We start from the raw sequence: 25,556 nt of genomic DNA, 5'->3' as shown, positions 1-25,556 counted from the left end.
CCTTTACTCCTTCTCGTTGATCTCTGGCAGCTGCCAGAAATCGAAAAAATTAAACCAGTCGAGCGGCGACAAGAGCGCGTAATGCTCCAGCCGCTCCGCATAGCGGTCGACGGTCTGCTGTAGCGCCTGCTGGCGTTCGCCGCGCGGCAGCAGCAGCGGGTCGGCAAACGGCTCGCAGTGCAGGGTCAGCTTTCCCTGCTGACAGAGGGCAAAAATCAGCACCACCGGGCAGCGCAAAATGGACGCCAGGATAAACGGCCCCTGCGGGAACGGCGCGGGCTGGCCCATAAATTCGCTCCATATCACCCGCCAGCTACCGCCGCGCTGCGTGGTGACGGCAATGCGATCGCCCACGATCGCCACCCATTCGCCGCGATCCAGCTTCTCTTTGATGAGGATGGCGGTCTCCGGGCCAATGTCGGTGACCGGCATCAGGTGAATGCCCGCCTGCGGCGCCATCTCCTCCATCACCTGCTTAAAACGTCTGGCGTTGTCGCTAAAGACCAGCGCGTTGATGGTTTTCGCCCCTTCGCGCTGGGCCAGCGCCCGGCAGGCTTCCACATCGCCAAGATGCGACGCGAGCAGCAGTTTGCCCTGAGGATCGTCGAGCCCCAGCGCCTCCTGCGCGCCTGGCGCAAAGACCAGATCGCGATGGAGTTTCATTTCGCCGCGCCAGCTGGCCACTTTGTTCAGCATGGCATGACCGAAGCGCAGGAAGTGGGAAAAACTGTTAAGCCGCGCGGGTTGCGGCATTTGCCGCTGTGCCATCACCGTTTTAACCCGCGCCAGCCACTGCTGCGACGCCTGACGCGCAGCGCGGGCGGTTAGCCAGTAGACGGCCGTAACCGGCCATAGCAGGGCGGTAAACGCCTTACGCCCCAGCAGTTGCCAGACGCGCAGCATCAGGCGCATGCCCCATAATCCTTTCACCTCCTGCTGCTGCGCCCAGTGCTGCGAGCGGCGACGCATCAGCAGGGAAGGAATGCGCGGCAGCATGCTGAGAAACAGACGGGTATGCATCAACGAGATGCGCACATTGTCTTTCAGGGCATCGAAATGGGATACCCCGTCCGGCGGATAGGTCACGCGGGTGGGCAGAAAATAGCTGGTGTTGCCCTGCCAGTAGAGGCGCACCATCACTTCGGTATCAAAATCCATTCGCCTGCCGAGCGGCGTGGTTGCTGCAAGGCGCAAAACCGGGGCTATAGGGTAAACGCGAAACCCGCACATGCTGTCTTTCAGTTGCAGGGAGAGGGTTTCAATCCAGACCCAGACGTGCGTTATCCAGCGGCCGTACAGGCGCGAACGGGGGATCGAGTCATCGTAAACGGGCTGCCCGGAAATGAGCGCATCGGGATGGCGTTCGGCCAGCGCCAGCAGTTTGGGGATGTCTTCGATAGCGTGCTGGCCGTCAGCGTCCACCTGAACGGCGTGGGTGAAGCCGCGATCGGCGCAGTCTTTCAGCCCCTGCATCACCGCCGCGCCTTTGCCGCTGTTTTCGGCCAGCCGCAGTAGCGTGACCTGCGGACGATCCGCCGCCAGCGCTTCAAGCGTGCGGCGCGTGGTTTCATCGCTGCCGTCGTCCACCACCAGACAGGGCAGATCGAAAGGCGCCAGGCGCGCCAGCACCGAAGCCATCATCACCCCGTGGTTATAGCACGGGATCAGCACGCAGGGACGGAAGGTTACTGACATAAGCGAATCTTCCCGCTGCTGGCGGTGTGGCGCTCGTTACCCGCATGGCGCTGGTAGCTAAAGGTCAGCATCTCGCGTTCGGGCTGCCAGGCAAGGAGCAGCGTGACCGTATTCTCCGGCAACAGCGGGGCGGCGAACTTCACGTTCTGAATACTGTGAAAACGGTAGCCCGGCGCCAGCGCGGCAGCGTAATGCATTACCCAGTCGAGCTGGGCCACGCCCGGCAGCAGCGGCTGTACGGCGAAATGTCCCTTAAACCAGAGCAGGTCAGGATCAAGATAAAAGGTTATCTCCAGATGCTGTGGATCGGGCTGGAGGCGCCCGATTTCAGGGATCTTCATGAAACAACTCCTGTAGCTGCGCAGTCACGCGCTTGTTCATGCTGTTGACCGGGATTTCATCAACGATCCGCCAGTAGCGCGGCACGGCAACCGGTTCAAGCCAGGGGCGAAGGGCGCGTCGCCAGGCGAGCTCCTGCGCTTTTTTGCCCTGTTCGTGTTGCTGACGCACCGCTTCATTCAGCACCAGCAATACGCCAATGCCCTGACGCCCGCCGCGCGTCACCGTCAGCGCGGCGGCCTCGCGGATGCCGTCCAGCGCCAACAGGCGGCGCTCAATGTCATCGAGTGAAATGCGTTTATCTTCAATTTTGACCACCCGACCGCGGCGCCCGACGAGGCTGAAATGCCCGTCAGCCGTGAAGTGCAGGATATCATCCAGCACGACCCCCTCCACCTCGGGGATCAGCGGCGACATCACGCGATCGCCGTGAAACGTCACGCCGGGGAAAGGCTGCCAGCGGGTGCTTTCCTCCTGACGGTAGCGCCAGGCCATTACGCCTGTTTCCGTGCTGCCGTATATTTCATCCGGCCAGACGTTGAGCCAGGCCTGAACCGCGGCGACCTCCTGCCAGGGCAGCGCGCCGCCAGCGGAGAAGAGCAGGTTGACGGGGGGCGGCGTCAGTGACGCGTCCAGCCGCTTGAGAAACGCCGGACTGCTGATGAAAAGATAGCGTTTATCGTCGGGAAGGGCTGAGAGCTGCTCGGCATAGTTGAGCAGGCTGGCGTGCAGCGGCAGGCCGAGCGCCATGGGTAAGACGACACGAAACGTCAGGCCATACAGGTGGTGCAGCACCACGGAAGCCACGACGTGACAGCCCGCCAGACGCTCGCCAAAATGCGCCGCCAGAAGACGAGCCTCACGATCCAGGCTGACCACCGGCTTACTCACCCGCTGCGGCGTGCCGGTCGAGCCGGAGGTGTAAAGCTCGATCGTGCGCATCTCACCGATGGCAGGCAGCGGTGAAAAGGGATGGCCTGCCCGCTGAGCGGAAGCCACCCGCAGCTGTTGCCCCTGAAAATCGAGCGTGGTGTCGCTCAGGACACCGCTGAACAGCGCCCGCTGTTCGTTAAGCTGCGCCGCCCGGCTGTGCCCGGGGAGGACCGGCGTTTTACCCGCATGCAGCGTCGCCAGCAGCGCGACAATAAACAGATAGCCGTTTTCGATGCACAGCGCCCAGCGCTCGCCATCTTCACGACGCAGCGTGTCGACCAGCTGAGTGACGTCGTGGCGCAGATCGCCAAGCGTCCAGAGATGGTCGTCCTGCCAGGCGACAGGGGTGTCGTCAGGGCGGGGCGCACTGAGCCACTGGCTAAGCGGAAGAGGGTTAAGCATCGTTTTTCTTCACCCGTTGTCGCACCAGCCACTCGCCAGCCATCAGCGTGCCCATCAGGAGATAGGCAATCATCCCGTTCCACAGCGTCCACAGACGGATATCGGCGTGTAATACGGTAAACAGCGCGATCGCCCCGTTGATAATAAAAAAGCCGCACCAGCCCTGGGTAACCCGGCGCGTGTAACGTACCCCGACGGGGGAGAGGTCCGGTTCACGCAGGCGCGCCAGCCGTTCGACGACGGGCATTGCCGTCCACAGCGAACCGCCAAACACCACCAGCATCACCAGATTCACCACCACCGGATATAACAGCACCCACTGGTGCGCGTGCAGGACGTAGCTCGCCGCGCAAAGCGCTATGCCGGCCAGCGCCACGCTTACGAACAGATAACGCAGGGGGCCGCCCTGCCGACGGGCCTGGCAGACGCGCATCAGCAGCACCAGCGCCATCACGGGCAGTATCCCGTGCAGGCTATTATTCGCCAGCCCGAAGCCGATCAAAAACGGCCATGCCAGCAGCATCAGCCCCGTCAGGGCGGGAAGAACTGGAATCGAACGCACGTTACGCGTCGCGCTGAAGCTGTTCCACAACGTCCACGACGTCCTGCACCGTGCGCACCGCTTTGAAGGTTTCAGGCTTGATTTTATGGCCCGTTTTCTTTTGCAGGTGCACCACCATATCGACGGCATCAATGCTGTCGAGGTCCAGATCCTCGTAAAGACGTGCCTCAGGGGTAATATCCTCCGGGGCGATTTCAAACAGCGTAATAAGAAGCGCAGAGACTTCCTGATAAATCGTTTGTTGTTCTGTCATAGCGGTCATTCTCAGGCGCGTTGTTGATGGATAAAAGCCGCGAGCGTGGCAACGGAATAAAAGTGCTGACGCATCTCATCACTTTCGGCAGAAAGCACTACGCCGTACTGATTTTTTACCGCCAGCCCCAGCTCAAGGGCGTCGATTGAGTCCAGACCGAGGCCGTCGCCAAAGAGCGCGGCGTCTGTATCAATATCCTCTGGGGTAAGTTCTTCCAGATTCAGCGTAGAGATAATGAGATTCTTAATTTCAAGATAGAGCGCTTGCATCTTTCGTTCCTGACAAAGATTGAAGACCGGTTGTTAACTGATGCTGCATATGCCGGTTTAACTGCCTTGCTGCCAGCGCGGGTTCGTGCTGACTCGCATCATAAAAATCATGAATGTTGATGCGTTCGCGAACATCCACGGTGAAAACAGGTTTGTTGGGGGGCACGTTATACCAGCTGCTCTGTTTATCCAGCATCCGTTCGCTACAGTGGATCACCACCACGCGCACGGCGCTGTTGCAGCGAACGGCGATATTCGCCGCCCCACGTTGCAGGGTCATGACTTCCCCCACCCGGGTGCGGGTGCCTTCAGGGAAGATAAGCAGGGTGTCGCCCTGGGACAGACGCTGCTGGCTTGCGGCAAGCAGCGTGTCGGCTTCGCTGTTAATCAGATAGTCAGCCGCGCGGATCACGCCGCTGACGAACGGGTTACGCAGCAACGCGCTTTTCACCAGACAGTCGGTTTCGTTCATCACCGACGCCAGCAGAACGTAGTCCAGCAGCGAGGGATGATTCGCAATCACCAGACAGCCCCGCTCGGCGCGTAGAACGTCCAGGTTGTTGAAACGGTAATCCAGTACCCCTACACCGCGTACCACCGCGAGGAACAGGCGAAAACTGGCAGAAATAGTACGGCGTGCCAGGCGGCGACGTTGGGTGCGGTCGCGCTGGAAAATCAGCAGCAGGTTAAACCATACCAGCGACAGCGTCAGTCCGCCGAGGCCGAACAGGGCGAAGCACAATCCGGTCATCAGCATCCGCCATAACCGATCGAGGCGGGAACGTAACCCTCTCATTGGCGCGTCCATTGCCACAGCAGGCGCTCGCCCGGCAGGGTGAACTGGCGCTCGTCCCGCAGGTAATGGCGCAGGAACTGGAGGCTTTGCGGCAGCGCGGGCTCTTCAGGCGTGCGGTTGACGTGCGTTTCACAGCTGAGCGTATTTCCGGCTTCAATCACCAGCGCCAGCGCGTAGGGCCAGACGGGCATCTGCGGTGGCAACCCGGCGTGATAAAAATCAGGCAGCAGACCGTCGAAATCCACCAGCAATACGCGGGAGTATCCCGCATGCAGCAGGCTCAGCACGTCGCACAAGCTCTGCTGGAAGGTATCCATACCGGCGGAAACCGACGAAGAGACAACAGGCTGACGCGCGGCGATAGTGAGATTGCCGACCGCCGAGTTGTGTACCGACATGGCAAAATCGGTGGGGGAAACGGGCTGTTCTGCCGCCAGAGCCTGGAGAATACGGAAATTGCGCTCCAGCTCCCCATGACGGCTGCTGTAGACGACGGCATCGATGCGGTGTTTGCGCAGCATCATCAGGCCAAGATCGACGGCCAGCCTGCTGCCTGAATTCAGGCGGCGGGCGGTCATCATCGGCAGATCGGTCAGTTTCGCCAGCGGTGCAGCGGGATCGATGGCGTCAGACCGGCGTGACCATGCCTGCCATTCGTCGGCATCGCTGAGTCCTGGCGCTCTTGCCTGCCAGTCGATAAGGGTAAGTGTAAATTTCATCTACGCGCGTCCGCGATAAACCTGTTTCTGTGACTTTTTCTTCGCCAGCGCGATTTACTGCGCACATCGTACAATGTTGTCGTCGCGCTGGCGAATAAACGTCACTTTTGACCCTTTCCACCCGGTTATCCCGGCAAACGGCTTTTTGGCCGACCCGGACCCAGAAGAATGGCGAGTTTACTGCCTCCTTTCGTGGTTTCCATCCAGATTTTACAGACGCTGGTGAGCGGCACGGAGAGCAGCATGCCCACCGGACCCAGCAGCCATCCCCAGATCAGTAACGATAAAAACACCACCATCGTCGACATGCCCAGACGGTGGCCCATCATGCGCGGCTCAAGAATGTTACCCAGCACCATATGCACGACGAGGAACAGCGCCCCTACCAGCATGCACTCATAAAAACCGTTAAACAGGAACGCCTGGATCATCGGCGGAACGGCGGAAAGCACCGCGCCGATATTGGGTACGTAGTTCAGTAAAAACGCCAGCACGCCCCACATCAGCGCGAACTGCACGTCCAGCAGTACCAGCCCCAGCCAGACGATCACGCCGGTCCACAGGCTTAACAATGTTTTCAGCGCCAGATACTTGGACACGCCCTTCAGCGCGCGGTGCAAGCCGGCAATGTGGATCTGCGGATTGTTCAGGGCAAAACGCAGCTTATACGGCACGTGGCGCACTTCGAACAGCATAAACACCACCGTCATCACCAGCAGCAGAATGCTGGCCATTGCCCCGGAAAGCCCGGTCATCAACGTGGTGGCGTAGGTCATCACCTTCTCGGAATCCATCCGGCGCAGCATCCGTTCCGGTGAGATATGCAGATTCACGAACGGCAACATGCGCTGAAGATCGACCAGCTTGCGCGTCAGCTCTTTATTGTACTGCGGCAGCATGGTGGAAAATTCGCTCAGCGAGGCGGCGAGCACGCCGAACAGCGCCGTCAGGACAACCAGCATCACCATCACCACAATGGTAATCGCGACTGGGCGGCTGATGCCCCGGCGTAAAAACCATGTCACCAGCGGGTTGAGCACAATGGCGAAAAACAGCGCCAGCAGAAGCTGAACAATGATATCCGCCGCCGCGTGGATACCCGCAAGGATAACCACCAGGCAGGCAAGTTTTAATAAAATATGAAGTCCGGCTTTGTCGGGCGGGCTGGCAGTCATAAGAATTCCTTTTTCCGGGGGGCGTGTTAATTGTAGTGCGCCGGATGGGCTTCGTCTGGAGCGTTAGTCTGAAAGTCGTGGCAAAAAAATGGCCCCCGGCGCAAGCGACGGAGGCCACGGCATCCCGGTGAACGATTACTGGATCACGAGGGTGTTAATGATGTTTTCAGCGGCGGTCTGCGCTTTCTGCTGATTGTCTGCCGGCAGGGTGATCTGCATGGTCAGCAGTTTATTGTCCACCTTGCCGAGCACCACGGAGGAGTACGCGGTCTGGCCTTTGGCAGAGATGATGCTGTCCAGCTGTTGCAGCGTGTGGCCTTTCAGTTCAACAGACTTGTTGGTGACCACCTGAAGCTGCGGGTCGCGGCTGCGCTGCTGATCTTCCAGGCGTTTGGCCAGCACGCCCAGATCTTCGCTGGTATCGTCACCGACGATCACAATCACCGCTTTTTGGCCGGTGGCATCGGAATAGACGTGCATATTGTTCGCCTGGGTACCCAGCTTACCGCTCTGGTCGGTCATGTCCGCGGGCAGAGAGAAACTGAGTTTGCCATCCATCAGGCTCACCGGCTGACCGGTGGCGTTGCTTTCTGCTGACGCGCCCTGAGCAGGCGTTTTGGTGTCGCTGTTATCACAGGCTGCAAGGCCAACAACCAGCAGGCCAATCCCGACATATTTAACCAGATTGCGCATTGACTTCTTCCTTTCGATAAACGGCCATAACGGCTCATTCGTTCATCTTATCACAACTGATAAAGCGAACCCTTAACCTGCCTGCAATGCGGAGATTTCAGATTTATCTGCCAGCCTTTTCAGCAGCATATTCAACAGTACGCCGTACATCGGCAGGAAGAAAACCAGGCTGATAAGCACCTTAAAGGCGTAGTCCACCAGAGCGATTTCCATCCAGTGTTCTGCCATGAAGGCGTCCGGGCTGCGCCAGAAGGCGATGAAGAAGAAGGCCAGCGTATCGCTCACGTTACCGAACAGCGTGGAGGCCGTTGGCGCCATCCACCAGCGATGGTTCTGACGCAGGCGGTTAAACACGTGGACATCGAGGATCTGCCCCAGGGCGTAGGCCATAAAGCTGGCGGTGGCAATACGCGCGACGAAGAGGTTGAAGTGCGTCAGCGCTTCGAAGCCCTGCCAGCTTCCCATGTAAAACAGCGAGGAGATGGCGTAGGAGACAAACAGTGCCGGGATCATCACCGCAAAAATAATCCGCCGCGCCAGCGGTGCGCCAAAAATACGCACGGTTAAATCCGTCGCAAGGAAAATAAACGGGAAACTGAACGCGCCCCAGGTGGTATGGAAACCAAAAATGGAGATGGGGAGCTGTACCAGATAGTTACTGGAGATGATCACCAGCAGATGAAATAGCGAAAGCCAGAACAACGCCTTGACGCGCTGCGATTGTGTAAAGGAGTTCATATTGTACCTTTTTGATTAATATTTGGGGTGAGGGAACCCAATAAAGCCGCCGCATGATACTGCTTTGACGACACTTTGCAATGGCTAATTTTCACGCAATCGTTAACCTGGTTTGCATTGACGATAGCGGGGCGTAAACTACAGCCGTTTTTACCTGAACGAGAAGAAAATGACCGACCTGTTTTCCAGCCCAGACCACACGCTTGATGCTCAGGGCCTCCGTTGCCCGGAGCCGGTAATGATGGTGCGTAAAACCGTCCGTAACATGCAGAGTGGCGAAACGCTGCTGATCGTCGCCGATGACCCGGCTACCACCCGTGATATCCCCGGCTTTTGTACCTTCATGGAACATGAACTGGTGGCGCAGCAAACCGAGACCTTGCCGTACCGGTATTTGATTCGTAAGGGGTAAGTGCGGCCTGACGCCCGGCGGCGCTTCGCTTGCACGGGCCTACGGGTGTAGTAGGTCGGGTAAGGCGCAGCCGCCACCCGACAAGTACTCATCACAATTTCGAACCATCGTTTCAAAATTTCGCGCTTTTTGTGAGGCGCTTCACCCTCCCTTTTCCAGCCGTAGTCTAATTTTTAAGCGTCAAAAACTAAAACATCGTTTTAACGCTTATCTCACTACCCTGGAGTTGACTTAATGAAAACGACCCTCAAGCCGTTACTGGCCGCGCTGTGTCTGTCTGCTTTTGCCTGCACCGTTTCTGCCCAGACCATTAAAGCCGCCGATGTGCATCCCGAAGGCTACCCGAACGTGGTGGCGGTCCAGCACATGGGTGAAAAACTCAAACAACAAACCGATGGCAAGCTGGAGATTAAGGTCTTCCCCGGCGGCGTGCTGGGGGATGAAAAGCAGATGATTGAGCAGGCGCAGATGGGGGCGATCGACATGATCCGCGTCTCCATGGCGCCGGTGGCCGCCATCCTGCCGGATATCGAAGTGTTTACCCTGCCCTACGTATTCCGCGATGAAGACCACATGCACAAGGTGATTGACGGGGATATCGGCAAGCAGATCGGCGACAAACTCACCGCCAACCCGAAATCGCGTCTGGTCTTCCTTGGCTGGATGGATTCCGGCACCCGCAACCTGATCACCAAAGAGCCGATCGTCAAACCGGACGATCTGAAAGGGAAGAAAATCCGCGTGCAGGGCAGCCCGGTGGCGCTGGCCACGCTGAAAGCGATGGGGGCGAACTCGGTGGCGATGGGCGTCAGCGAGGTTTACAGCGGCATGCAGACCGGGGTGATCGACGGCGCGGAGAACAACCCGCCAACCTTTATCGCCCACAACTATATGCCGGTCGCCAAAAACTACACGCTGAGCGGCCACTTCATCACCCCGGAAATGCTGCTCTACTCCAAAGTGAAATGGGACAAGCTCAGCGCTGACGAACAGCAAAAAATCCTGACGCTGGCCCGCGAAGCGCAGTTCGAGCAGCGCAAGCTGTGGAATGCGTATAACGACCAGGCCCTGTCGAAAATGAAGGCCGGCGGCGTGCAGTTCCACGACATCGATAAAACGGTGTTTATCAAGGCGACAGAGCCGGTGCGCGCGCAGTATGGCGATAAGCATCAGGATCTGATGAAAGCCATCGCTGACGTTCAGTAAGCCGGAGTACGTATGTCCGAACTCTACCTGAAGTGGATGGACCGTCTGTACCTGCTCGCCATGGTGGTGGCGGGTCTCTCGCTACTGGTGATGACGATTGTGATCCCCATTGGCATCTTCTCTCGCTATGTGCTCAATCGCGGCGAATCCTGGCCGGAGCCGATCGCCATTATCTGCATGGTGACGTTTACCTTTATCGGCGCGGCGGTGAGCTATCGCGCCGGGTCGCATATCGCGGTCAACATGCTCACCGACCGCCTGCCCGCGTCGCTGCAAAGAGTGTGCGCGCGAGTGGTAGATCTGCTGATGCTGCTCATCTCCGGCCTGATGTGCTGGTACAGCTACTGGCTGTGCGTCGAGCTGTGGGAGCAGCCGGTGGCGGAGTTTCCGCTCCTGACCTCCGGCGAAAGCTATCTGCCGCTGCCTGTCGGGTCGGCCATTTTGATCCTGTTTGTGCTTGAACGCCTGCTGTTTGGCTCGCAGGAAAACCGTCCGGTCGTGCTGATCGGCAATCACAGTTAAGGGGTGAACAATGGATGCGTTTGTTTTGTTATTCACCCTCGCCATTTTGCTGGCGCTGGGGATGCCGGTGGCCTTCGCCGTCGGCTTAAGCGCCGTGGCGGGCGCGCTGTGGATTGACCTGCCGCTGGAGGCGCTGATGATCCAGATCACCAGTGGAGTGAATAAATTTACCCTGCTGGCGATCCCGTTCTTCATTCTTGCCGGGGCGATCATGGCGGAAGGGGGTATTGCCCGACGGCTGGTTAACTTCGCGTACGTTTTTGTCGGCTTTATTCGCGGCGGGCTGTCGCTGGTGAACATCGTGGCATCAACGTTCTTCGGCGCGATTTCCGGCTCGTCGGTGGCGGATACGGCGTCTATCGGCAGCGTGATGATCCCGGAGATGGAGAAGAAGGGCTATCCGCGCGAATACGCGGCGGCGGTGACGGCCAGCGGGTCGGTGCAGGCGATCCTGATCCCGCCCAGCCACAACTCGGTGATTTACTCCCTGGCGGCAGGGGGAACGGTCTCCATCGCCACGCTGTTTATCGCGGGCGTGCTGCCGGGCTTGCTGCTGGGCGTGAGCCTGATGGTGCTCTGCCTGTGCTTCGCCCGCAAGCGCGGCTATCCTAAGGGGGACAAAATCCCGTTCAGGCAGGCGCTGAAAATCATGCTCGATGCCCTGTGGGGGCTGATGACGGTGGTGATTATCCTCGGCGGGATCTTGTCCGGGATATTCACGGCGACCGAATCTGCCGCCGTGGCCTGCCTGTGGGCGTTTTTCGTCACTATGTTTATCTACCGCGACTATAAATGGAGCGAACTGCCGAAGCTGATGTGCCGCACGGTGAAAACCGTCACCATCGTGATGATTTTGATTGGCTTTGCCGCGGCGTTTGGCGCGGTAATGACCTACATGCAGCTGCCGATGCGCATCACCGAATTCTTCACGTCGCTCTCCGATAACAAATACGTGATCCTGATGTACCTCAATATCATGCTGCTGCTGATTGGCACGCTGATGGACATGGCGCCGATCATCCTGATCCTGACCCCGGTGCTGCTGCCGGTGACCAATGCACTGGGTATCGACCCGGTGCATTTCGGGATGATCATGATGGTGAACCTGGGGATTGGGCTGATCACGCCGCCGGTCGGATCGGTGCTGTTTGTGGCGAGCGCGGTGAGTAAGCAGAAGATCGAGCACGTGGTGCGGGCGATGCTGCCGTTTTACGGTATGTTGCTGGTGGTGCTGGGGATGGTGACGTACATCCCGGCGATTTCATTGTGGTTGCCGGGGCTGCTAGGGATGCAGTGATGCGTGCGGCCTGATGCCCTCACCCCGGCCCTCTCCCGCGGGGAGAGGGGGCAAACACGAGAAACGGCAACCCGGTTGCCGTTTCACTTTTACCTTTGGCGCAACAGCCGCAACGCGTTCGCCGTAACCAGCACTGTCGCCCCCGTATCCGCCAGCACCGCCAGCCACAGTCCGGTCATGCCGAGCAGCGTGGTGACCAGGAAAATCCCCTTCAGACCCAGCGCAATGCCGATGTTCTGCCGAATATTGGCCCGCGTCGCCCGCGCAAGATCTATCATCTGCGCCAGCCCGGTCAGGCGGTTGTGCGTCAGCGCCGCGTCGGCGGTCTCCAGCGCCACGTCGGTGCCGCTGCCCATCGCAATGCCGATGGTGGAAGCTTTCATTGCCGGGGCATCGTTTATCCCGTCCCCGACCATCGCCAGCGGGGCGTTGCTGTTCAGCTCGGTTACCGCGCTGACTTTATCCGCAGGCAACAATCCGGCCTTAAACTCCATCCCCAGCTCACCGGCAATCGCCGCCGCCGCGCGCGGATTATCGCCGGTCAGGATCACACCCTGTACTCCCAGCCTGTGCAGCGCGTCGACGGCGTCTTTCGCATCGTCGCGCAGGGTGTCGCGCAGCGCCAGCATGCCCATCAGTACACCGTCCTGCATCACGGCAACGACCGTCTGCCCGGCTTGCTCCAGCGCCTCAACCTGTGGAGTAGAGCGCGAGTCCGCCGCGGCAATCAGCACTTTTTTGCCTTCGACCACAGCCTCAATCCCTGACCCGACCAGCGCTCGCTGGGCGGTTGCCGGAGGGATGTTCAGCCCGCGCGACTGCGCTTCTCGCACAATCGCCTGCGCCAGCGGGTGAGTGGAGCCTTGCTCCACGGCGGCGGCCAGCGTCAGCAGATCGTCTTCACTGACATCCTGCGGATACACGCCGGTCACCTGCGGTTTGCCGACGGTGAGCGTTCCGGTTTTGTCGAAGGCAACGTGCCGGATCTGGCTCAGTTGCTCCAGCGCCGCGCCGCCCTTAATCAACGCCCCGCGACGTGCCGCTGCCGCCAGCCCTGAGGTAATCGCCGCCGGGGTGGAGATCACCAGTGCACACGGACAGCCTATCAGCAGCAGCGTCAGCCCTTTGTAAATCCAGCCCTCCCACGGCGCGCCGAAGCACAGCGGCGGGACGACGGTGACCAGCAGCGCCACCAGCATGATGGCGGGGGTGTAAATCCGGCTGAAGCGATCGATAAAGCGTTCTACCGGCGCGCGGCGCTCCTCGGCCTCTTCAATCAGCCTGAGGATGCGGTCGATGGCGCTGTCGCCCGGTTCGGAAAGGACCGTCAACTGCACCAGTCGGTCGACGCTGGTGGCGCCCGCAGGCACCTTTTCACCCGCCGCGCGCGCAACCGGGATGGATTCCCCGGTCAGGGCACTTTCGTCAAAACTTGCGGTGGCGGTAACGAGGGCCCCATCGGCTGGCAGACGTCCGCCTGCGGGCACTTCAATCACGTCGCCCGGGCGCAGGGTGTTGATGGCGACCGTTTCACGCTGACCATGAATAACCCGCGTGGCGGTTTCCGGCTTCAGCGCCATCAGCGCGCTCACCCCTTTACGCGCCCGGCTCGCCGCCCAGCCCTCAAGGCGTTCGCCAATTAAGAACAGCAGCAGCACCATCGCCGCTTCCGCCGTCGCGCCAATAAACAGCGCCCCGATAGCCGCCACGCTCATCAGCGTTTCGATGGCAAACCAGCTGCCGCTTCTCATCAGACGCAGCGCCTGACGCGCAATCGGGAACAGGCCAACCAGCGTGGTGGCGATAAACGCCAGGTTGCCGAATGGGTGGTTGATCTGCTCCAGCCCCCAGCTCAGGGCCATCATGATGATGAGGGTGATAAGGGGCAGATTTTCTTTTAGCGGGGACGTTTTTTCTGCGGGCGCCGTTTCGCTGCGCAGGGTATAACCCGCTTTGCTGACGGCGGCTTCAACCTGTCTGCTGACGTCGTTTTCGGCGCTGACCAGCAGCTTTTCGGTAGCGAACAGCACCTGAACGTGATTCACGCCTGGCACCTGCTTCACCGCATTTTCCACTTTGCGGGCGCAGGCCGCGCAGTCCATGCCGTTGACCACCCAACTGTAGCGGTTGCCGCTTTCAGGCAGCGCTTCGGTCTGGGTTTCGCACGCGCCCTCGCAGCAGCAGTCCTCTTTTGGCGGAACCGGGCTGAGCTTAAGTGCCGAGAATTGGGGAACTTTTTTAGGTGTTTCTGGAGTCGACATGGCAGTCTCCGGTAATGATAATTTTCTCATTAACCGCAGCATACACTCTGGAGTCGACTCCAGAGTCAAGCGTTATTTAGATATACAGCGAACGCACAATCAGGAAGTGTCCGGCAAAGTAACAGGCGGCGGAAATCGCATTATCCGCACGGAAGCGGCGACGATAGTGGCTGCCCAGCCAGACGATATTACCCAACAGCAACAGTGCGGCACCGAAGAACGCAGACATTGCAGGCGCCGTCGGACGGAAGAACCACAGCTCGCCCGCCAGCCACACCATCACCAGCGTCATGGCGATAAACGTACAGACCGGCAGACGCATCTCTTCCAGACGCGACCAGATCACCGCGATCAGCAGGGCGCCAATCACCAGCAGCACCAGCGGCAGCGGCCAGAAGAAGGAGAGCGTCATCTGGCTGGCAAAGTAGATGGTATAGAGCAGATGTGACAGGAAGAACGCCCCCACGGCGTACAGCAGGCGCTGACGCGGCAGCAAGGTTAAGGCATCGCCAATCAGGGAAGCACACAGCCCCGCGAGGACAAGATAGCTAACGGCGTTAAACATCGGGGCCTGCCAGGCAAGCAACAGCAGGAGTAATAGCGTGACGGGTTTAAATAACCAGCGCTGCCAGGCTGAGCCACGGTAGGACGCATCGACGTAAAGCCATGCGGAAAAACAGACAGCGATAAATGACCAAAGCATATTAACTCCCTGTAACTGTTGAGGCTGAATGATCAGTTCCTGATCCAGTGTAGTGACGCGAGCGGGCGTTTGGCAATGCCGGGGCAGGCGAGGTATCCTGAATTCCGCATAATCTGATGGGATTTTTCAATGAGCAAGATGCCGCTGTTTTTCATTATCGTGGTGGCGATTATCGTCATTGCCGCCTCGTTTCGCTTCGTGCAGCAGCGCCGTGAGAAGGCCGACAATGACGCCGCGCCGCTGATGCAAAAGCGCGTGGTGGTGACGAACAAGCGTGAGAAGCCGCTTAACGACCGCCGCTCCCGCCAGCAGCAGGTGACGCCTGCGGGCACAACGATGCGCTATGAAGCGAGCTTTAAGCCGGAAACCGGCGGGCTGGAGATGACCTTCCGCCTGGAGGCGCAGCAGTACCATCAGCTGACGGTGGGAGAGAAAGGCACGCTGAGCTATAAAGGGTCGCGTTTTGTAGGTTTTAGGGCTGAATAATGCGCGATCGGTCCCCTCTCCCAGTGGGAGAGGGTTAGGGTGAGGGCATCACACCGCACCTTACTTCTTCACCTGCGCCTTAAACTTCTTCATCCACACGAGCAGCTCAAATACGCCGAAAATAAACACCCGCAGCTGCTGCCAGCCGGTCATCGGTGGGCTATCTTTCGGCAGTCCGTTTTTCAGCATCACCATCTGTAAGGCATGCATGAACGCGGTAAAAATCAGCGCCACGTTAATGAAGATATTCAGCGGACGCGGGAACGGGTGCACCAGATTCAAAATCAAAAATGCCCAGACGCCCAGCATCAGCACGCGCCCTACGTTAATCAGTACTGGCATCGGATCCTCCTTGTGCCTGACGGTGATACAGACGATAAGCCACCTGGCCGGCGACCTTCTCGCGGTGCAGATCCCAATGAACGGGAACGGACGGCAGACCATTTTCCACTTCGCTTTCAACGTAAATCAGCGCGTCGTCCGCCAGCCAGCCATTTTGCTCCAGCAGGGATAGCGTCTCTTCCAGCAGCCCTTTACGGAACGGCGGGTCAACAAACACCACGTTGTACGGCGTCCCCTGTTGGGCGAGGAAGCTCAGCGTGTTGGTATTCACCACTTTGGCGTTGGTTGCCTTCAGCGTAGCCAAATTTTGCTGCAACGTCTGCGCGACGCCGCGCTCCATCTCCAGCAGCGTGGCGCTGGCAGCATAGCGCGACAGCGCTTCCAGCCCTAATGCACCGCTTCCGGCGAAGCAGTCCAGGCAGTTGGCGTCTACCATAGACGGGGCGAGCCAGTTAAACAGCGTCTCGCGAACGCGGTCCGTGGTGGGGCGTAAACCGGGGCTGTCCGGCACCGGTAATTTCCGGCCTCGCCACTGACCGCCGATAATGCGAATTTGACCGGCCGGGGCGCGGGTGGGTTTCTTCATCTCAGGAAAGCTCTGTTAACCATTGCCCTGCGATTGCGGGCGGTGATGTCAATTAAGTAAAGTGTTAGACTATTTCATCATTTTTTTAGCTTCCCTGTATATAGCGCCGCGAGGAGTGTAGTCGCAGATGGCAAAACAAAAAAAACGTGGCTTCTTTTCCTGGTTGGGTTTCGGTGAAAAAGAGCAAGAAACAGAACAGAAAACCGAAGAACAGCAGGTTGTAGAAGAGCAGTCACAGCCTGAAACGCCTGTCGAAACCGCTGCGGTTGTCGAAGCGGAAGAGCCAGCGCACAGCAAAGAAGAGATTGAATCCTTTGCTGAAGAGGTGGTTGAGGTTACTGAACAGGTTCAGGAGAGCGAAAAACCAGAGCCGGTTATCGTTGAAACCCTTACCGAAGCGCCGCAGGCCGCTATCGAACACGAAGCGCTGCCGCTGCCGGAAGAGGTGAAAGCTGAAGAGGTTTCTGCCGAAGAGTGGCAGGCCGAAGCGGAAACCGTTGAAATTGTTGAGGCGGTGGAAGAAGAGGCGGCACTTGAGCCAGAGCTGACCGACGAAGAGCTGGAAGCTCAGGCGCTGGCGGCGGAAGCGGCTGAAGAAGCGGTCATCGTCGTACCGGTAGAAGAGCAGGCCGAAGAAGAGATCGTTCAGGAGCAGGAAAAACCGACAAAAGAAGGTTTCTTCGCGCGCCTGAAACGCAGCCTGCTCAAAACCAAAGAAAACTTAGGTTCCGGATTTATCAGTCTGTTCCGCGGCAAAAAGATCGACGACGATCTGTTTGAGGAGCTGGAAGAGCAGCTGCTGATTGCGGACGTGGGCGTGGAAACCACCCGGAAGATCATCGCCAACCTGACCGAAGGGGCGAGCCGCAAACAGCTGCGCGACGCCGAGGCGCTGTACGGCCTGCTGAAAGACGAGATGGGTGAAATTCTCGCAAAAGTTGACGAACCACTTAATATTGAAGGCAAAATGCCGTTTGTTATCCTGATGGTTGGTGTCAACGGCGTGGGTAAAACCACCACCATCGGCAAGCTGGCGCGCCAGTTTGAGCAGCAGGGCAAATCGGTGATGCTGGCGGCGGGCGATACCTTCCGTGCGGCAGCGGTGGAACAGCTCCAGGTGTGGGGCCAGCGCAACAATATTCCGGTCATTGCTCAGCACACCGGCGCGGATTCCGCGTCCGTGATTTTCGATGCCATCCAGGCGGCGAAGTCGCGTAACGTGGACGTGCTGATTGCGGATACCGCGGGGCGTTTGCAGAACAAATCGCACCTGATGGAAGAGCTGAAGAAAATCGTTCGCGTCATGAAGAAGCTGGACGAAGATGCACCGCATGAAATTATGCTGACTATCGACGCCAGCACCGGACAGAACGCCATCAGCCAGGCGAAGCTGTTCCATGAAGCGGTAGGACTGACCGGGATCACGCTGACCAAGCTGGACGGCACCGCGAAAGGCGGGGTGATCTTCTCCGTGGCCGACCAGTTCGGCATTCCTATCCGTTACATCGGTGTGGGCGAGCGTATTGAGGATTTACGTCCGTTTAAAGCGGACGACTTTATTGAGGCACTATTTGCCCGAGAGGACTAACAATGATTCGCTTTGAACACGTCAGCAAGGCCTATCTCGGCGGGAGACAAGCGCTACAGGGGGTGACATTCCACCTCCAGCCAGGCGAGATGGCATTCCTGACCGGCCATTCCGGCGCGGGGAAAAGTACCCTGCTCAAGCTGATCTGTGGGATCGAGCGGCCAAGCGCCGGTAAAATCTGGTTCAGCGGCCATGAAATTAGCCGTCTTAAGAACCGTGAAGTGCCGTTCCTGCGTCGTCAGATTGGCATGATTTTTCAGGATCACCACCTGCTGATGGATCGCACGGTTTTCGATAACGTCGCGATCCCGCTGATTATTGCCGGCGCCAGTTACGATGATATCCGCCGTCGCGTTTCGGCGGCGCTGGATAAGGTCGGGCTGCTGGACAAAGCGAAGAACTTCCCGATCCAGCTCTCCGGCGGTGAGCAGCAGCGCGTGGGTATCGCCCGTGCGGTGGTGAACAAGCCTGCCGTTTTGCTGGCGGATGAACCGACCGGTAACCTGGACGATGCCCTCTCTGAAGGGATCCTGCGTCTGTTTGAGGAATTTAACCGCGTGGGGGTCACGGTACTGATGGCGACGCACGACATGGGGCTGATCTCCCGCCGTTCGTACCGTATGCTGACCCTGAGCGATGGGCATTTGCACGGAGGCCACGGTGAACAAGCGTGATGCAATGAACCAGATTCGGCAGTTCAGCAACCGGTTCGACCGTTTCCGCAAGCCTCAGGGCGGTGGTGACGGCAATCGCAATGCGCCTAAGCGTGCCAAAGCGACACCGAAACCGAACTCCCGCAAAACCAACGTCTTTAACGAGCAGGTGCGGTATGCCTTCCAGGGCGCGTTGCAGGATCTGAAAAGCAAACCGCTGGCGACGTTCCTGACGGTGATGGTGATTGCCATCTCCCTGACGCTGCCCAGCGTCTGCTATATGGTTTACAAAAACGTAAACCAGGCGGCGTCCCAGTACTATCCGTCGCCGCAGATTACCGTTTATCTGGATAAAGCCCTCGACGATAACGCGGCGGCTCAGGTAGTGGGGCAGATTCAGGCCGAGCAGGGCGTGGAAAAGGTGAACTATCTCTCCCGCGATGAAGCGCTGGGCGAATTCCGCAACTGGTCCGGATTTGGCGGCGCGCTGGATATGCTTGAAGAGAACCCGCTGCCCGCGGTGGCGGTGGTGATCCCGAAACTCGATTTCCAGGGCACGGATTCGCTCAACACCCTGCGCGACCGCATTACCCGCATTAACGGGATTGATGAAGTGCGCATGGACGACAGCTGGTTTGCCCGTCTTGCCGCCCTGACCGGGCTGGTAGGACGCGTGTCGGCGATGATCGGCGTGCTGATGGTGGCGGCGGTGTTCCTCGTCATCGGTAATAGCGTGCGCCTGAGCATCTTCGCCCGTCGCGATACCATCAACGTGCAGAAACTGATTGGCGCAACGGATGGTTTCATCCTCCGCCCGTTCCTTTACGGCGGCGCGTTATTAGGTTTTTCTGGTGCATTTCTTTCATTGATATTGTCAGAAATTTTGGTGATGCGGCTGTCGTCAGCCGTCACCGAGGTGGCGCAGGTTTTCGGAACTAAGTTTGATATCAGTGGTTTAGGTTTCGATGAGTGCCTGCTGTTACTGCTGGTGTGCTCCATGATCGGCTGGGTGGCGGCATGGCTGGCAACGGTTCAACATTTACGCCACTTTACTCCCGACTAATAAAAGCGTGATATAATCTTTCCCTGCACCGAGATGTTCGCTTGCAGGGAAAGCGTCCCTGTTGTCTCTTCCCCTGTAATCATCTTCATGTCACATTTTGTGCGTAATTTATTCACTGTTGCACCTGGAACTTGTGGATAAAATCACTGTCTGATAAAAGAGTGAATGCTAATCTCGTTGCTCAAACGCTTTGGCATGGTTGTTGCCTGACGGGGACAACCTGGACCAGAAGAAACATTGAGAGGAATGAATGACCAAAGAAATGCAAACTTTAGCTTTAGCCCCTGTTGGTAACCTGGAATCTTACATCCGGGCTGCGAACACCTGGCCGATGTTAACGGCTGAGGAAGAAAAGGAGCTTGCTGAAAAGCTGCATTACCAGGGCGATCTGGAAGCAGCTAAAACGCTGATCCTGTCTCACCTGCGCTTTGTTGTTCACGTTGCTCGTAATTATGCGGGCTACGGCCTGCCGCAGGCGGACCTGATTCAGGAAGGTAATATTGGCCTGATGAAGGCGGTACGTCGTTTTAACCCGGAAGTGGGTGTGCGACTCGTCTCCTTCGCCGTGCACTGGATCAAAGCGGAAATTCACGAATACGTCCTGCGTAACTGGCGTATTGTGAAAGTCGCCACGACGAAAGCGCAGCGCAAACTGTTCTTCAACCTGCGTAAAACCAAGCAGCGTTTGGGCTGGTTCAATCAGGATGAAGTGGAAATGGTGGCGCGCGAGCTGGGCGTTTCCAGCAAAGACGTCCGCGAGATGGAATCCCGTATGGCCGCTCAGGACATGACGTTTGATATGTCTGCCGACGATGACGCGTCCGACAGCCAGCCGATGGCCCCGGTTCTGTATCTACAGGATAAAACCTCTAACTTTGCTGACGGCATTGAAGAGGATAACTGGGAAGACCAGGCGGCGAACAAGCTGACCTTCGCGATGGAAGGCCTCGACGAGCGTAGCCAGGATATCATCCGTGCCCGCTGGCTGGACGAAGATAACAAGTCCACGTTGCAGGAACTGGCCGACCGCTACGGCGTCTCCGCTGAACGTGTGCGTCAGCTTGAAAAGAACGCCATGAAAAAACTTCGCGCCGCTATCGAAGCGTAATTTTCACGAAGTACACCGAGAACCCCTGGATGAGAGTCTGGGGGTTTTGTTTTTTTAGCGCCCGCTCTGGCGAATTCCCTGCCCCTGGCAAACACTTACTGATGCGCTAAGCAGGCGACTTTCAGAGGGTGACAGGGTGAAAAATAACGAACTGAACGACCGGCGTTTACAGGCGACGCCGCGCGGTATCGGCGTCATGTGTAACTTCTATGCCGATAAAGCCGAAAACGCCACGGTGTGGGACGTGGAAGGTAACGAGTATATTGATTTTGCCGCCGGGATCGCCGTGCTGAATACCGGGCATCGCCATCCTAAAGTTATCGCCGCCGTCGAAAAACAGCTTCACGCCTTTACCCATACCGCTTATCAAATCGTCCCTTATGAAGGCTATGTATCGCTTGCCGAGCGCATCAACCAGCGCGTACCCATAGAGGGGCCAGCCAAAACCGCCTTCTTCTCAACGGGGGCGGAAGCGGTCGAAAACGCGGTGAAAATCGCCCGCGCGTACACCAGACGTTCCGGCCTTATCACCTTCGGCGGCGCGTTCCACGGCCGTACCTTTATGACCATGGCGCTGACCGGCAAAGTGGCGCCCTATAAGCTCGGCTTCGGCCCGTTCCCCGGCTCGGTGTACCACGCGCAATTCCCTAACAGCCTGCACGGCGTCAGTACCGCCGAAGCGTTAAAAAGCCTGGAGCGCATCTTCAAAGCCGATATCGCGCCCGATCAGGTGGCGGCAATCATTATTGAACCGGTTCAGGGCGAGGGCGGATTCAACGTCGCGCCCGCTGATTTTATGCAGGCGCTGCGTGCCCTGTGCGATACCCACGGGATTTTACTGATTGCCGACGAAGTGCAAACCGGCTTCGCCCGTACCGGCAAGCTGTTCTCCATGGAAAACCACTGCGTGAAGCCCGATCTGATCACTATGGCGAAAAGCCTGGCGGGCGGGATGCCGCTCTCTGCCGTCTCTGGCCGGGCGGAGGTAATGGATGCGCCGGCCCCGGGCGGACTTGGCGGAACCTACGCAGGTAACCCGCTGGCGATTGCGGCGGCCCATGCGGTGCTGGATGTGATTGACGAGGACGATCTCTGCACCCGCGCGGCGCATCTCGGGCATCATCTGGTCGAGGTGCTGAATAAAGCGAAGGATGGCTGTCCGTATATCGCCGATATCCGTGGGCAGGGCTCGATGGTGGCGGTAGAATTTACCGATCCGCAAACCGGACAGCCGTCGCCGGAATTTACCCGTCAGGTTCAGGAGCGCGCGTTGAACGAAGGGCTGCTGCTTTTGAGCTGCGGCGTTTACGGCAACGTTATTCGCTTCCTCTACCCGCTCACCATCCCCGAAGCGCAGTTCCGTAAAGCGCTGGATATTATTTCCGCCTCGCTGACACGATAAAGCCAAAAGCCCGGCTGAAATGACGGTTGGGCTTATCATATTTTCATTTCAAATTAGCTATTCCAAAATCATAAAAATGGGGTATGTTTTAGCAGAGTATGCTGAAAAAGCGCGAACAGCACGCCTATAACTGAAATAAAGCGCTACACAACAACATCACAACAATCGTTATAACCATAATAATGGGGAATCTCAGGATGAACATGAAGGGTAAAGCGTTACTGGCAGGATGTATCGCGTTGGCATTCAGCGCCATGGCGCAGGCCGATATTAAAGTGGCCGTGGTGGGCGCGATGTCCGGTCCGGTAGCACAGTACGGCGATCAGGAATTTACGGGCGCGGAACAGGCGGTTGCAGACATTAATGCTAAGGGCGGCATCAAGGGCGAAAAGCTGCAAATCGTAAAATATGACGATGCCTGTGACCCAAAACAGGCGGTCGCGGTGGCGAACAAAGTGGTAAACGACGGGATCAAATACGTTATTGGTCACCTGTGCTCCTCTTCCACCCAGCCCGCATCTGACATCTACGAAGACGAAGGCATTCTGATGATCACGCCGGCCGCGACGGCGCCAGAGCTGACCGCGCGCGGCTATAAGCTGATCCTGCGTACCACCGGTCTGGACTCCGATCAGGGGCCAACCGCCGCGAAATACATCGTGGAAAAAGTGAAGCCGCAGCGCATCGCGATTGTTCATGACAAACAGCAGTACGGCGAAGGCTTGGCCCGTGCGGTGCAGGATAACCTGAAAAAAGCGAACGCCAACGTGGTGTTCTTTGACGGTATCACCGCCGGTGAGAAAGACTTCTCGACCCTGGTCGCGCGTCTGAAGAAGGAAAATATCGATTTCGTTTACTACGGCGGCTACCACCCGGAAATGGGGCAGATCCTGCGTCAGGCGCGTGCGGCGGGTCTGAAGACGCAGTTCATGGGGCCAGAAGGTGTCGCGAACGTTTCCCTGTCTAACATCGCGGGTGAATCCGCTGAAGGTCTGCTGGTGACCAAGCCGAAGAACTACGACCAGGTGCCTGCGAACAAACCTGTTGTCGATGCCATCAAGGCGAAGAAACAGGATCCAAGCGGTGCATTCGTCTGGACCACCTACGCAGCGTTGCAGTCTCTGCAAGCGGGCCTGAACCAGTCAGCCGATCCGGCGGAGATTGCCACCTGGCTGAAAGCGAACTCGGTGGAAACCGTGATGGGGCCGCTGTCCTGGGATGAGAAGGGCGATTTGAAGGGCTTCGAGTTCGGCGTGTTTGACTGGCATGCCAATGGCACTGCTACTGATGCCAAATAATGCTGGTGCGGGTTGATGCCCTCACCCTAACCCTCTCCCCCGGGGAGAGGGGATTACCCGGTTTTCTCCCTCTCCCTTAGGGAGAGGGCCGGGGTGAGGGTATCAGGCCGCACAGATCTAGCAGCGCTTCTCCCACCCGTTCGCCTGCGCCGTAAACCCTAACGCCTGCATAAACGCTGCCATCACGCCGCGATCCTCCACGCCCACGTCGGCCATCCACCAGGAGGTTACGCTCGGGTTTTCGCGGATCACCTCTTCAATCAAATACTGCCCGACCCCGCGACGACGGGTCACGTCGCGCACGCGCAGGGAGTCCAGCGCCCCTTCCGTGCCGCTCAGCGTTACGCGGACGGCGGCCAGCAGACGTTCATTAAAACGCGCGGCATAGATGCGGTGGTTTTCATCGACGGCCAGCGATGAAGGGGAATATTCCGGCCAGATCTTGCCCAGGTCGATATGATCCTGGTCGCTAAAGGTCACCAGACGCACGATAGTCAGTTTCATTAGCTGCTTGTCCAAATCAAAAAGAGTAGGGCCAGTGTACTCAATTTATTTGCTCAGGCGCTTTCTCTTTTTCTTCCCATTTACCAGGTGATTAGTTTTTTGACAGCGTAATGCGCAGTTTGAAAACACATGGATCGAAAAATAAGCAGAATTTTAACCTGAAGGGCAGTGATTTATTCGGCGCTTTGTACCGTTATTTTATGCTGCCAACTGCGCTTTTATTTGTTTATCTCCGCCTGATTTCAGAATATTATCTTTGCTTAATCGCCTGAAAAATAGAGATTTTAGTCTGGTTTTTGACAAAAAACTGCGCTAAACCATTAAAGGCACTGGTAAAAATAGCGTTGTTCATTAAAAGTACAGAATGCTTTTTAACCATAATAAAACAAAATATAAACACGACATCACGAATGGGGATTCAGAGATGAAAAGGAACGCGAAGACATTAATCGCGGGGATGGTCGCACTGTCGATCTCGCATGCCGCTATGGCAGACGACATTAAAGTTGCGGTAGTGGGGGCGATGTCCGGCCCTGTTGCCCAGTGGGGTGACATGGAGTTCAACGGCGCGCGTCAGGCCATCAAAGATATCAACGCCAAAGGCGGGATCAAAGGCGACAAGCTGGTGGGCGTGGAGTATGACGACGCCTGCGATCCAAAACAGGCCGTCGCGGTCGCCAACAAAATTGTTAACGACGGTATCCAGTACGTCATAGGGCACCTGTGTTCCTCTTCCACGCAGCCTGCGTCTGATATCTACGAAGACGAAGGCATTCTGATGATCACCCCGGGCGCCACCAACCCGGAACTGACCCAGCGCGGCTACCAGCACATCATGCGTACCGCCGGTCTGGACTCCTCTCAGGGGCCAACCGCCGCCAAATACATCCTCGAAACCGTTAAGCCGCAGCGTATCGCCATCATTCACGATAAGCAGCAGTACGGCGAAGGCCTGGCGCGTTCCGTACAGGACGGCCTGAAAAAAGGCGGGGCAAACATCGTCTTCTTCGACGGCATTACCGCCGGTGAGAAAGACTTCTCCGCGCTGATCGCCCGTCTGCAAAAAGAGAATATCGACTTCGTTTACTACGGCGGCTACTACCCGGAAATGGGGCAGATGCTGCGCCAGGCGCGCGCCACCGGTCTGAAAACCCAGTTCATGGGGCCAGAGGGCGTGGGCAATGCCTCCCTGTCCAACATCGCGGGGGATTCTGCCGAAGGCATGCTGGTGACGATGCCAAAACGCTATGACCAGGATCCGGCGAATAAGACTATCGTGGATGCGCTCAAGGCGCAGAAGAAAGATCCGAGTGGTCCGTACGTCTGGATCACCTACGCGGCCGTACAGTCTCTGGCCACCGCGCTGGATCGTACCGGCAGCAAAGAACCGCTGGATCTGGTGAAAGATTTAAAAGCGCACGGGGCGAACACCGTGATTGGGCCGCTGAACTGGGATGAGAAAGGCGATCTGAAGGGATTTGAATTTGGTGTCTTTAAGTGGCACGCCGACGGTTCGTCCTCGGTCGCCAGATAATCATCCCACCGCCCGGC

At 57.8% G+C, this 25,556-nt stretch carries 28 protein-coding genes; 12 read left to right on the top strand and 16 right to left on the bottom strand.

What is annotated here, in order from left to right; genetic code table 11:
- Positions 1-3 precede the first annotated feature (3 nt).
- From SK53_RS19485 to SK53_RS19435, 11 genes are all read right to left on the bottom strand, one after another.
- Complete coding sequence (locus tag SK53_RS19485) at positions 4-1,695, bottom strand: glycosyltransferase family 2 protein (protein ID WP_048209903.1); 1,692 nt, start codon at positions 1,693-1,695, stop codon at positions 4-6.
- Complete coding sequence (locus tag SK53_RS19480) at positions 1,686-2,036, bottom strand: ApeI family dehydratase (RefSeq protein WP_003861256.1); 351 nt, start codon at positions 2,034-2,036, stop codon at positions 1,686-1,688. Before SK53_RS19480 ends, SK53_RS19485 begins: the two co-directional genes overlap by 10 nt.
- Positions 2,023-3,369, bottom strand: coding sequence for an AMP-binding protein (locus SK53_RS19475; protein WP_048209902.1), 1,347 nt, complete (start codon positions 3,367-3,369; stop codon positions 2,023-2,025). Before SK53_RS19475 ends, SK53_RS19480 begins: the two co-directional genes overlap by 14 nt.
- Positions 3,362-3,961 carry a COG4648 family protein gene (locus tag SK53_RS19470; RefSeq protein WP_048209901.1) on the bottom strand — a complete coding sequence of 200 codons (600 nt, stop codon included), beginning with the start codon at positions 3,959-3,961 and terminating at the stop codon, positions 3,362-3,364. Before SK53_RS19470 ends, SK53_RS19475 begins: the two co-directional genes overlap by 8 nt.
- Positions 3,933-4,184 carry an acyl carrier protein gene (locus tag SK53_RS19465; RefSeq protein WP_003861262.1) on the bottom strand — a complete coding sequence of 84 codons (252 nt, stop codon included), beginning with the start codon at positions 4,182-4,184 and terminating at the stop codon, positions 3,933-3,935. Before SK53_RS19465 ends, SK53_RS19470 begins: the two co-directional genes overlap by 29 nt.
- An 11-nt stretch (positions 4,185-4,195) precedes the next feature.
- Positions 4,196-4,453 carry a phosphopantetheine-binding protein gene (locus tag SK53_RS19460; protein ID WP_003861263.1) on the bottom strand — a complete coding sequence of 86 codons (258 nt, stop codon included), beginning with the start codon at positions 4,451-4,453 and terminating at the stop codon, positions 4,196-4,198.
- Positions 4,434-5,249: a lysophospholipid acyltransferase family protein gene (locus SK53_RS19455; RefSeq protein WP_023314978.1), complete on the bottom strand. Its 816-nt coding sequence runs from the start codon at positions 5,247-5,249 to the stop codon at positions 4,434-4,436. Before SK53_RS19455 ends, SK53_RS19460 begins: the two co-directional genes overlap by 20 nt.
- Positions 5,246-5,968 carry a beta-ketoacyl synthase chain length factor gene (locus SK53_RS19450; RefSeq protein ID WP_017384119.1) on the bottom strand — a complete coding sequence of 241 codons (723 nt, stop codon included), beginning with the start codon at positions 5,966-5,968 and terminating at the stop codon, positions 5,246-5,248. The genes SK53_RS19455 and SK53_RS19450 overlap by 4 nt, the downstream gene beginning before the upstream one ends.
- A 125-nt stretch (positions 5,969-6,093) precedes the next feature.
- On the bottom strand, positions 6,094-7,143 hold the full coding sequence (locus tag SK53_RS19445) for an AI-2E family transporter (RefSeq protein ID WP_003861270.1): 1,050 nt from the start codon (positions 7,141-7,143) through the stop codon (positions 6,094-6,096).
- 135 nt (positions 7,144-7,278) lie between these two features.
- Complete coding sequence (locus tag SK53_RS19440; RefSeq protein ID WP_003861272.1) at positions 7,279-7,836, bottom strand: DcrB family lipoprotein; 558 nt, start codon at positions 7,834-7,836, stop codon at positions 7,279-7,281.
- Between the two features lie 72 nt (positions 7,837-7,908).
- Positions 7,909-8,574, bottom strand: coding sequence for a 7-cyano-7-deazaguanine/7-aminomethyl-7-deazaguanine transporter (locus SK53_RS19435; protein WP_003861274.1), 666 nt, complete (start codon positions 8,572-8,574; stop codon positions 7,909-7,911).
- Positions 8,575-8,743: 169 nt separating this feature from the next.
- Here SK53_RS19435 and tusA point away from each other — a divergent pair, with 169 nt between their 5' ends.
- From tusA to SK53_RS19415, 4 genes are all read left to right on the top strand, one after another.
- Entirely contained in the window at positions 8,744-8,986 is a 243-nt protein-coding gene (gene tusA, locus SK53_RS19430) for a sulfurtransferase TusA (protein ID WP_000130627.1), read from the top strand.
- A 234-nt stretch (positions 8,987-9,220) separates the two neighbouring features.
- Positions 9,221-10,192, top strand: a complete 972-nt coding sequence (locus SK53_RS19425) for a TRAP transporter substrate-binding protein (RefSeq protein ID WP_048209900.1) — start codon at positions 9,221-9,223, stop codon at positions 10,190-10,192.
- Positions 10,193-10,204: 12 nt separating this feature from the next.
- Positions 10,205-10,714 (top strand): TRAP transporter small permease, encoded by a 510-nt coding sequence (locus tag SK53_RS19420; protein WP_003861278.1) that lies wholly within the window; start codon positions 10,205-10,207, stop codon positions 10,712-10,714.
- A gap of 10 nt (positions 10,715-10,724) precedes the next feature.
- The gene (locus SK53_RS19415; RefSeq protein WP_022649674.1) at positions 10,725-12,011 is read left to right on the top strand and encodes a TRAP transporter large permease; all 1,287 of its coding nucleotides are present in this window, start codon (positions 10,725-10,727) and stop codon (positions 12,009-12,011) included.
- A gap of 89 nt (positions 12,012-12,100) precedes the next feature.
- Here SK53_RS19415 and zntA read toward each other — a convergent pair whose 3' ends face one another.
- Both zntA and SK53_RS19405 read right to left on the bottom strand, forming a co-directional pair.
- Entirely contained in the window at positions 12,101-14,272 is a 2,172-nt protein-coding gene (gene zntA, locus SK53_RS19410) for a Zn(II)/Cd(II)/Pb(II) translocating P-type ATPase ZntA (protein WP_048209899.1), read from the bottom strand.
- A 76-nt stretch (positions 14,273-14,348) separates the two neighbouring features.
- A complete protein-coding gene (locus SK53_RS19405; protein ID WP_048209898.1) occupies positions 14,349-14,975 on the bottom strand; it encodes a lysoplasmalogenase in 627 nt (208 codons plus the stop codon).
- Between the two features lie 129 nt (positions 14,976-15,104).
- Here SK53_RS19405 and SK53_RS19400 point away from each other — a divergent pair, with 129 nt between their 5' ends.
- A complete protein-coding gene (locus tag SK53_RS19400; RefSeq protein ID WP_003861518.1) occupies positions 15,105-15,461 on the top strand; it encodes a DUF2500 domain-containing protein in 357 nt (118 codons plus the stop codon).
- Positions 15,462-15,521: 60 nt separating this feature from the next.
- Here the strand turns inward: SK53_RS19400 and SK53_RS19395 are convergent, their stop codons facing one another.
- Entirely contained in the window at positions 15,522-15,803 is a 282-nt protein-coding gene (locus tag SK53_RS19395) for a DUF1145 family protein (RefSeq protein WP_003861520.1), read from the bottom strand.
- The gene (gene rsmD / locus SK53_RS19390; RefSeq protein WP_023314975.1) at positions 15,787-16,389 is read right to left on the bottom strand and encodes a 16S rRNA (guanine(966)-N(2))-methyltransferase; all 603 of its coding nucleotides are present in this window, start codon (positions 16,387-16,389) and stop codon (positions 15,787-15,789) included. Before rsmD ends, SK53_RS19395 begins: the two co-directional genes overlap by 17 nt.
- Before the next feature lie 127 nt (positions 16,390-16,516).
- On the opposite strand from rsmD, the gene ftsY reads away from it, so the two are divergent.
- From ftsY to livJ, 6 genes are all read left to right on the top strand, one after another.
- On the top strand, positions 16,517-17,977 hold the full coding sequence (ftsY, locus tag SK53_RS19385) for a signal recognition particle-docking protein FtsY (protein ID WP_023323837.1): 1,461 nt from the start codon (positions 16,517-16,519) through the stop codon (positions 17,975-17,977).
- 2 nt (positions 17,978-17,979) lie between these two features.
- On the top strand, positions 17,980-18,651 hold the full coding sequence (gene ftsE, locus SK53_RS19380; RefSeq protein WP_003861525.1) for a cell division ATP-binding protein FtsE: 672 nt from the start codon (positions 17,980-17,982) through the stop codon (positions 18,649-18,651).
- A complete protein-coding gene (gene ftsX / locus SK53_RS19375) occupies positions 18,638-19,693 on the top strand; it encodes a permease-like cell division protein FtsX (protein ID WP_003861527.1) in 1,056 nt (351 codons plus the stop codon). Before ftsE ends, ftsX begins: the two co-directional genes overlap by 14 nt.
- A gap of 250 nt (positions 19,694-19,943) precedes the next feature.
- The gene (gene rpoH / locus SK53_RS19370) at positions 19,944-20,801 is read left to right on the top strand and encodes an RNA polymerase sigma factor RpoH (RefSeq protein ID WP_000159624.1); all 858 of its coding nucleotides are present in this window, start codon (positions 19,944-19,946) and stop codon (positions 20,799-20,801) included.
- 136 nt (positions 20,802-20,937) lie between these two features.
- Positions 20,938-22,203 (top strand): 4-aminobutyrate--2-oxoglutarate transaminase, encoded by a 1,266-nt coding sequence (locus SK53_RS19365; protein WP_023323836.1) that lies wholly within the window; start codon positions 20,938-20,940, stop codon positions 22,201-22,203.
- Between the two features lie 197 nt (positions 22,204-22,400).
- On the top strand, positions 22,401-23,501 hold the full coding sequence (livJ, locus tag SK53_RS19360; RefSeq protein ID WP_003861530.1) for a branched chain amino acid ABC transporter substrate-binding protein LivJ: 1,101 nt from the start codon (positions 22,401-22,403) through the stop codon (positions 23,499-23,501).
- A gap of 117 nt (positions 23,502-23,618) precedes the next feature.
- Here the strand turns inward: livJ and panM are convergent, their stop codons facing one another.
- Positions 23,619-24,005, bottom strand: coding sequence for an aspartate 1-decarboxylase autocleavage activator PanM (gene panM / locus SK53_RS19355; RefSeq protein WP_048209897.1), 387 nt, complete (start codon positions 24,003-24,005; stop codon positions 23,619-23,621).
- 424 nt (positions 24,006-24,429) lie between these two features.
- Between panM and livK the strand changes: the two genes are divergently transcribed.
- Positions 24,430-25,539 (top strand): high-affinity branched-chain amino acid ABC transporter substrate-binding protein LivK, encoded by a 1,110-nt coding sequence (gene livK, locus SK53_RS19340; protein ID WP_048209896.1) that lies wholly within the window; start codon positions 24,430-24,432, stop codon positions 25,537-25,539.
- Positions 25,540-25,556: the final 17 nt, after the last annotated feature.

Origin of the sequence: Enterobacter sp. MGH119, assembly GCF_001037675.1 — a bacterium.
GTDB classification, from domain to species: Bacteria; Pseudomonadota; Gammaproteobacteria; order Enterobacterales; family Enterobacteriaceae; genus Enterobacter; species Enterobacter hormaechei_C.
Note: the sequence above shows the minus strand (reverse complement) of the source record. Positions and strands in the feature narration are given on the sequence as shown.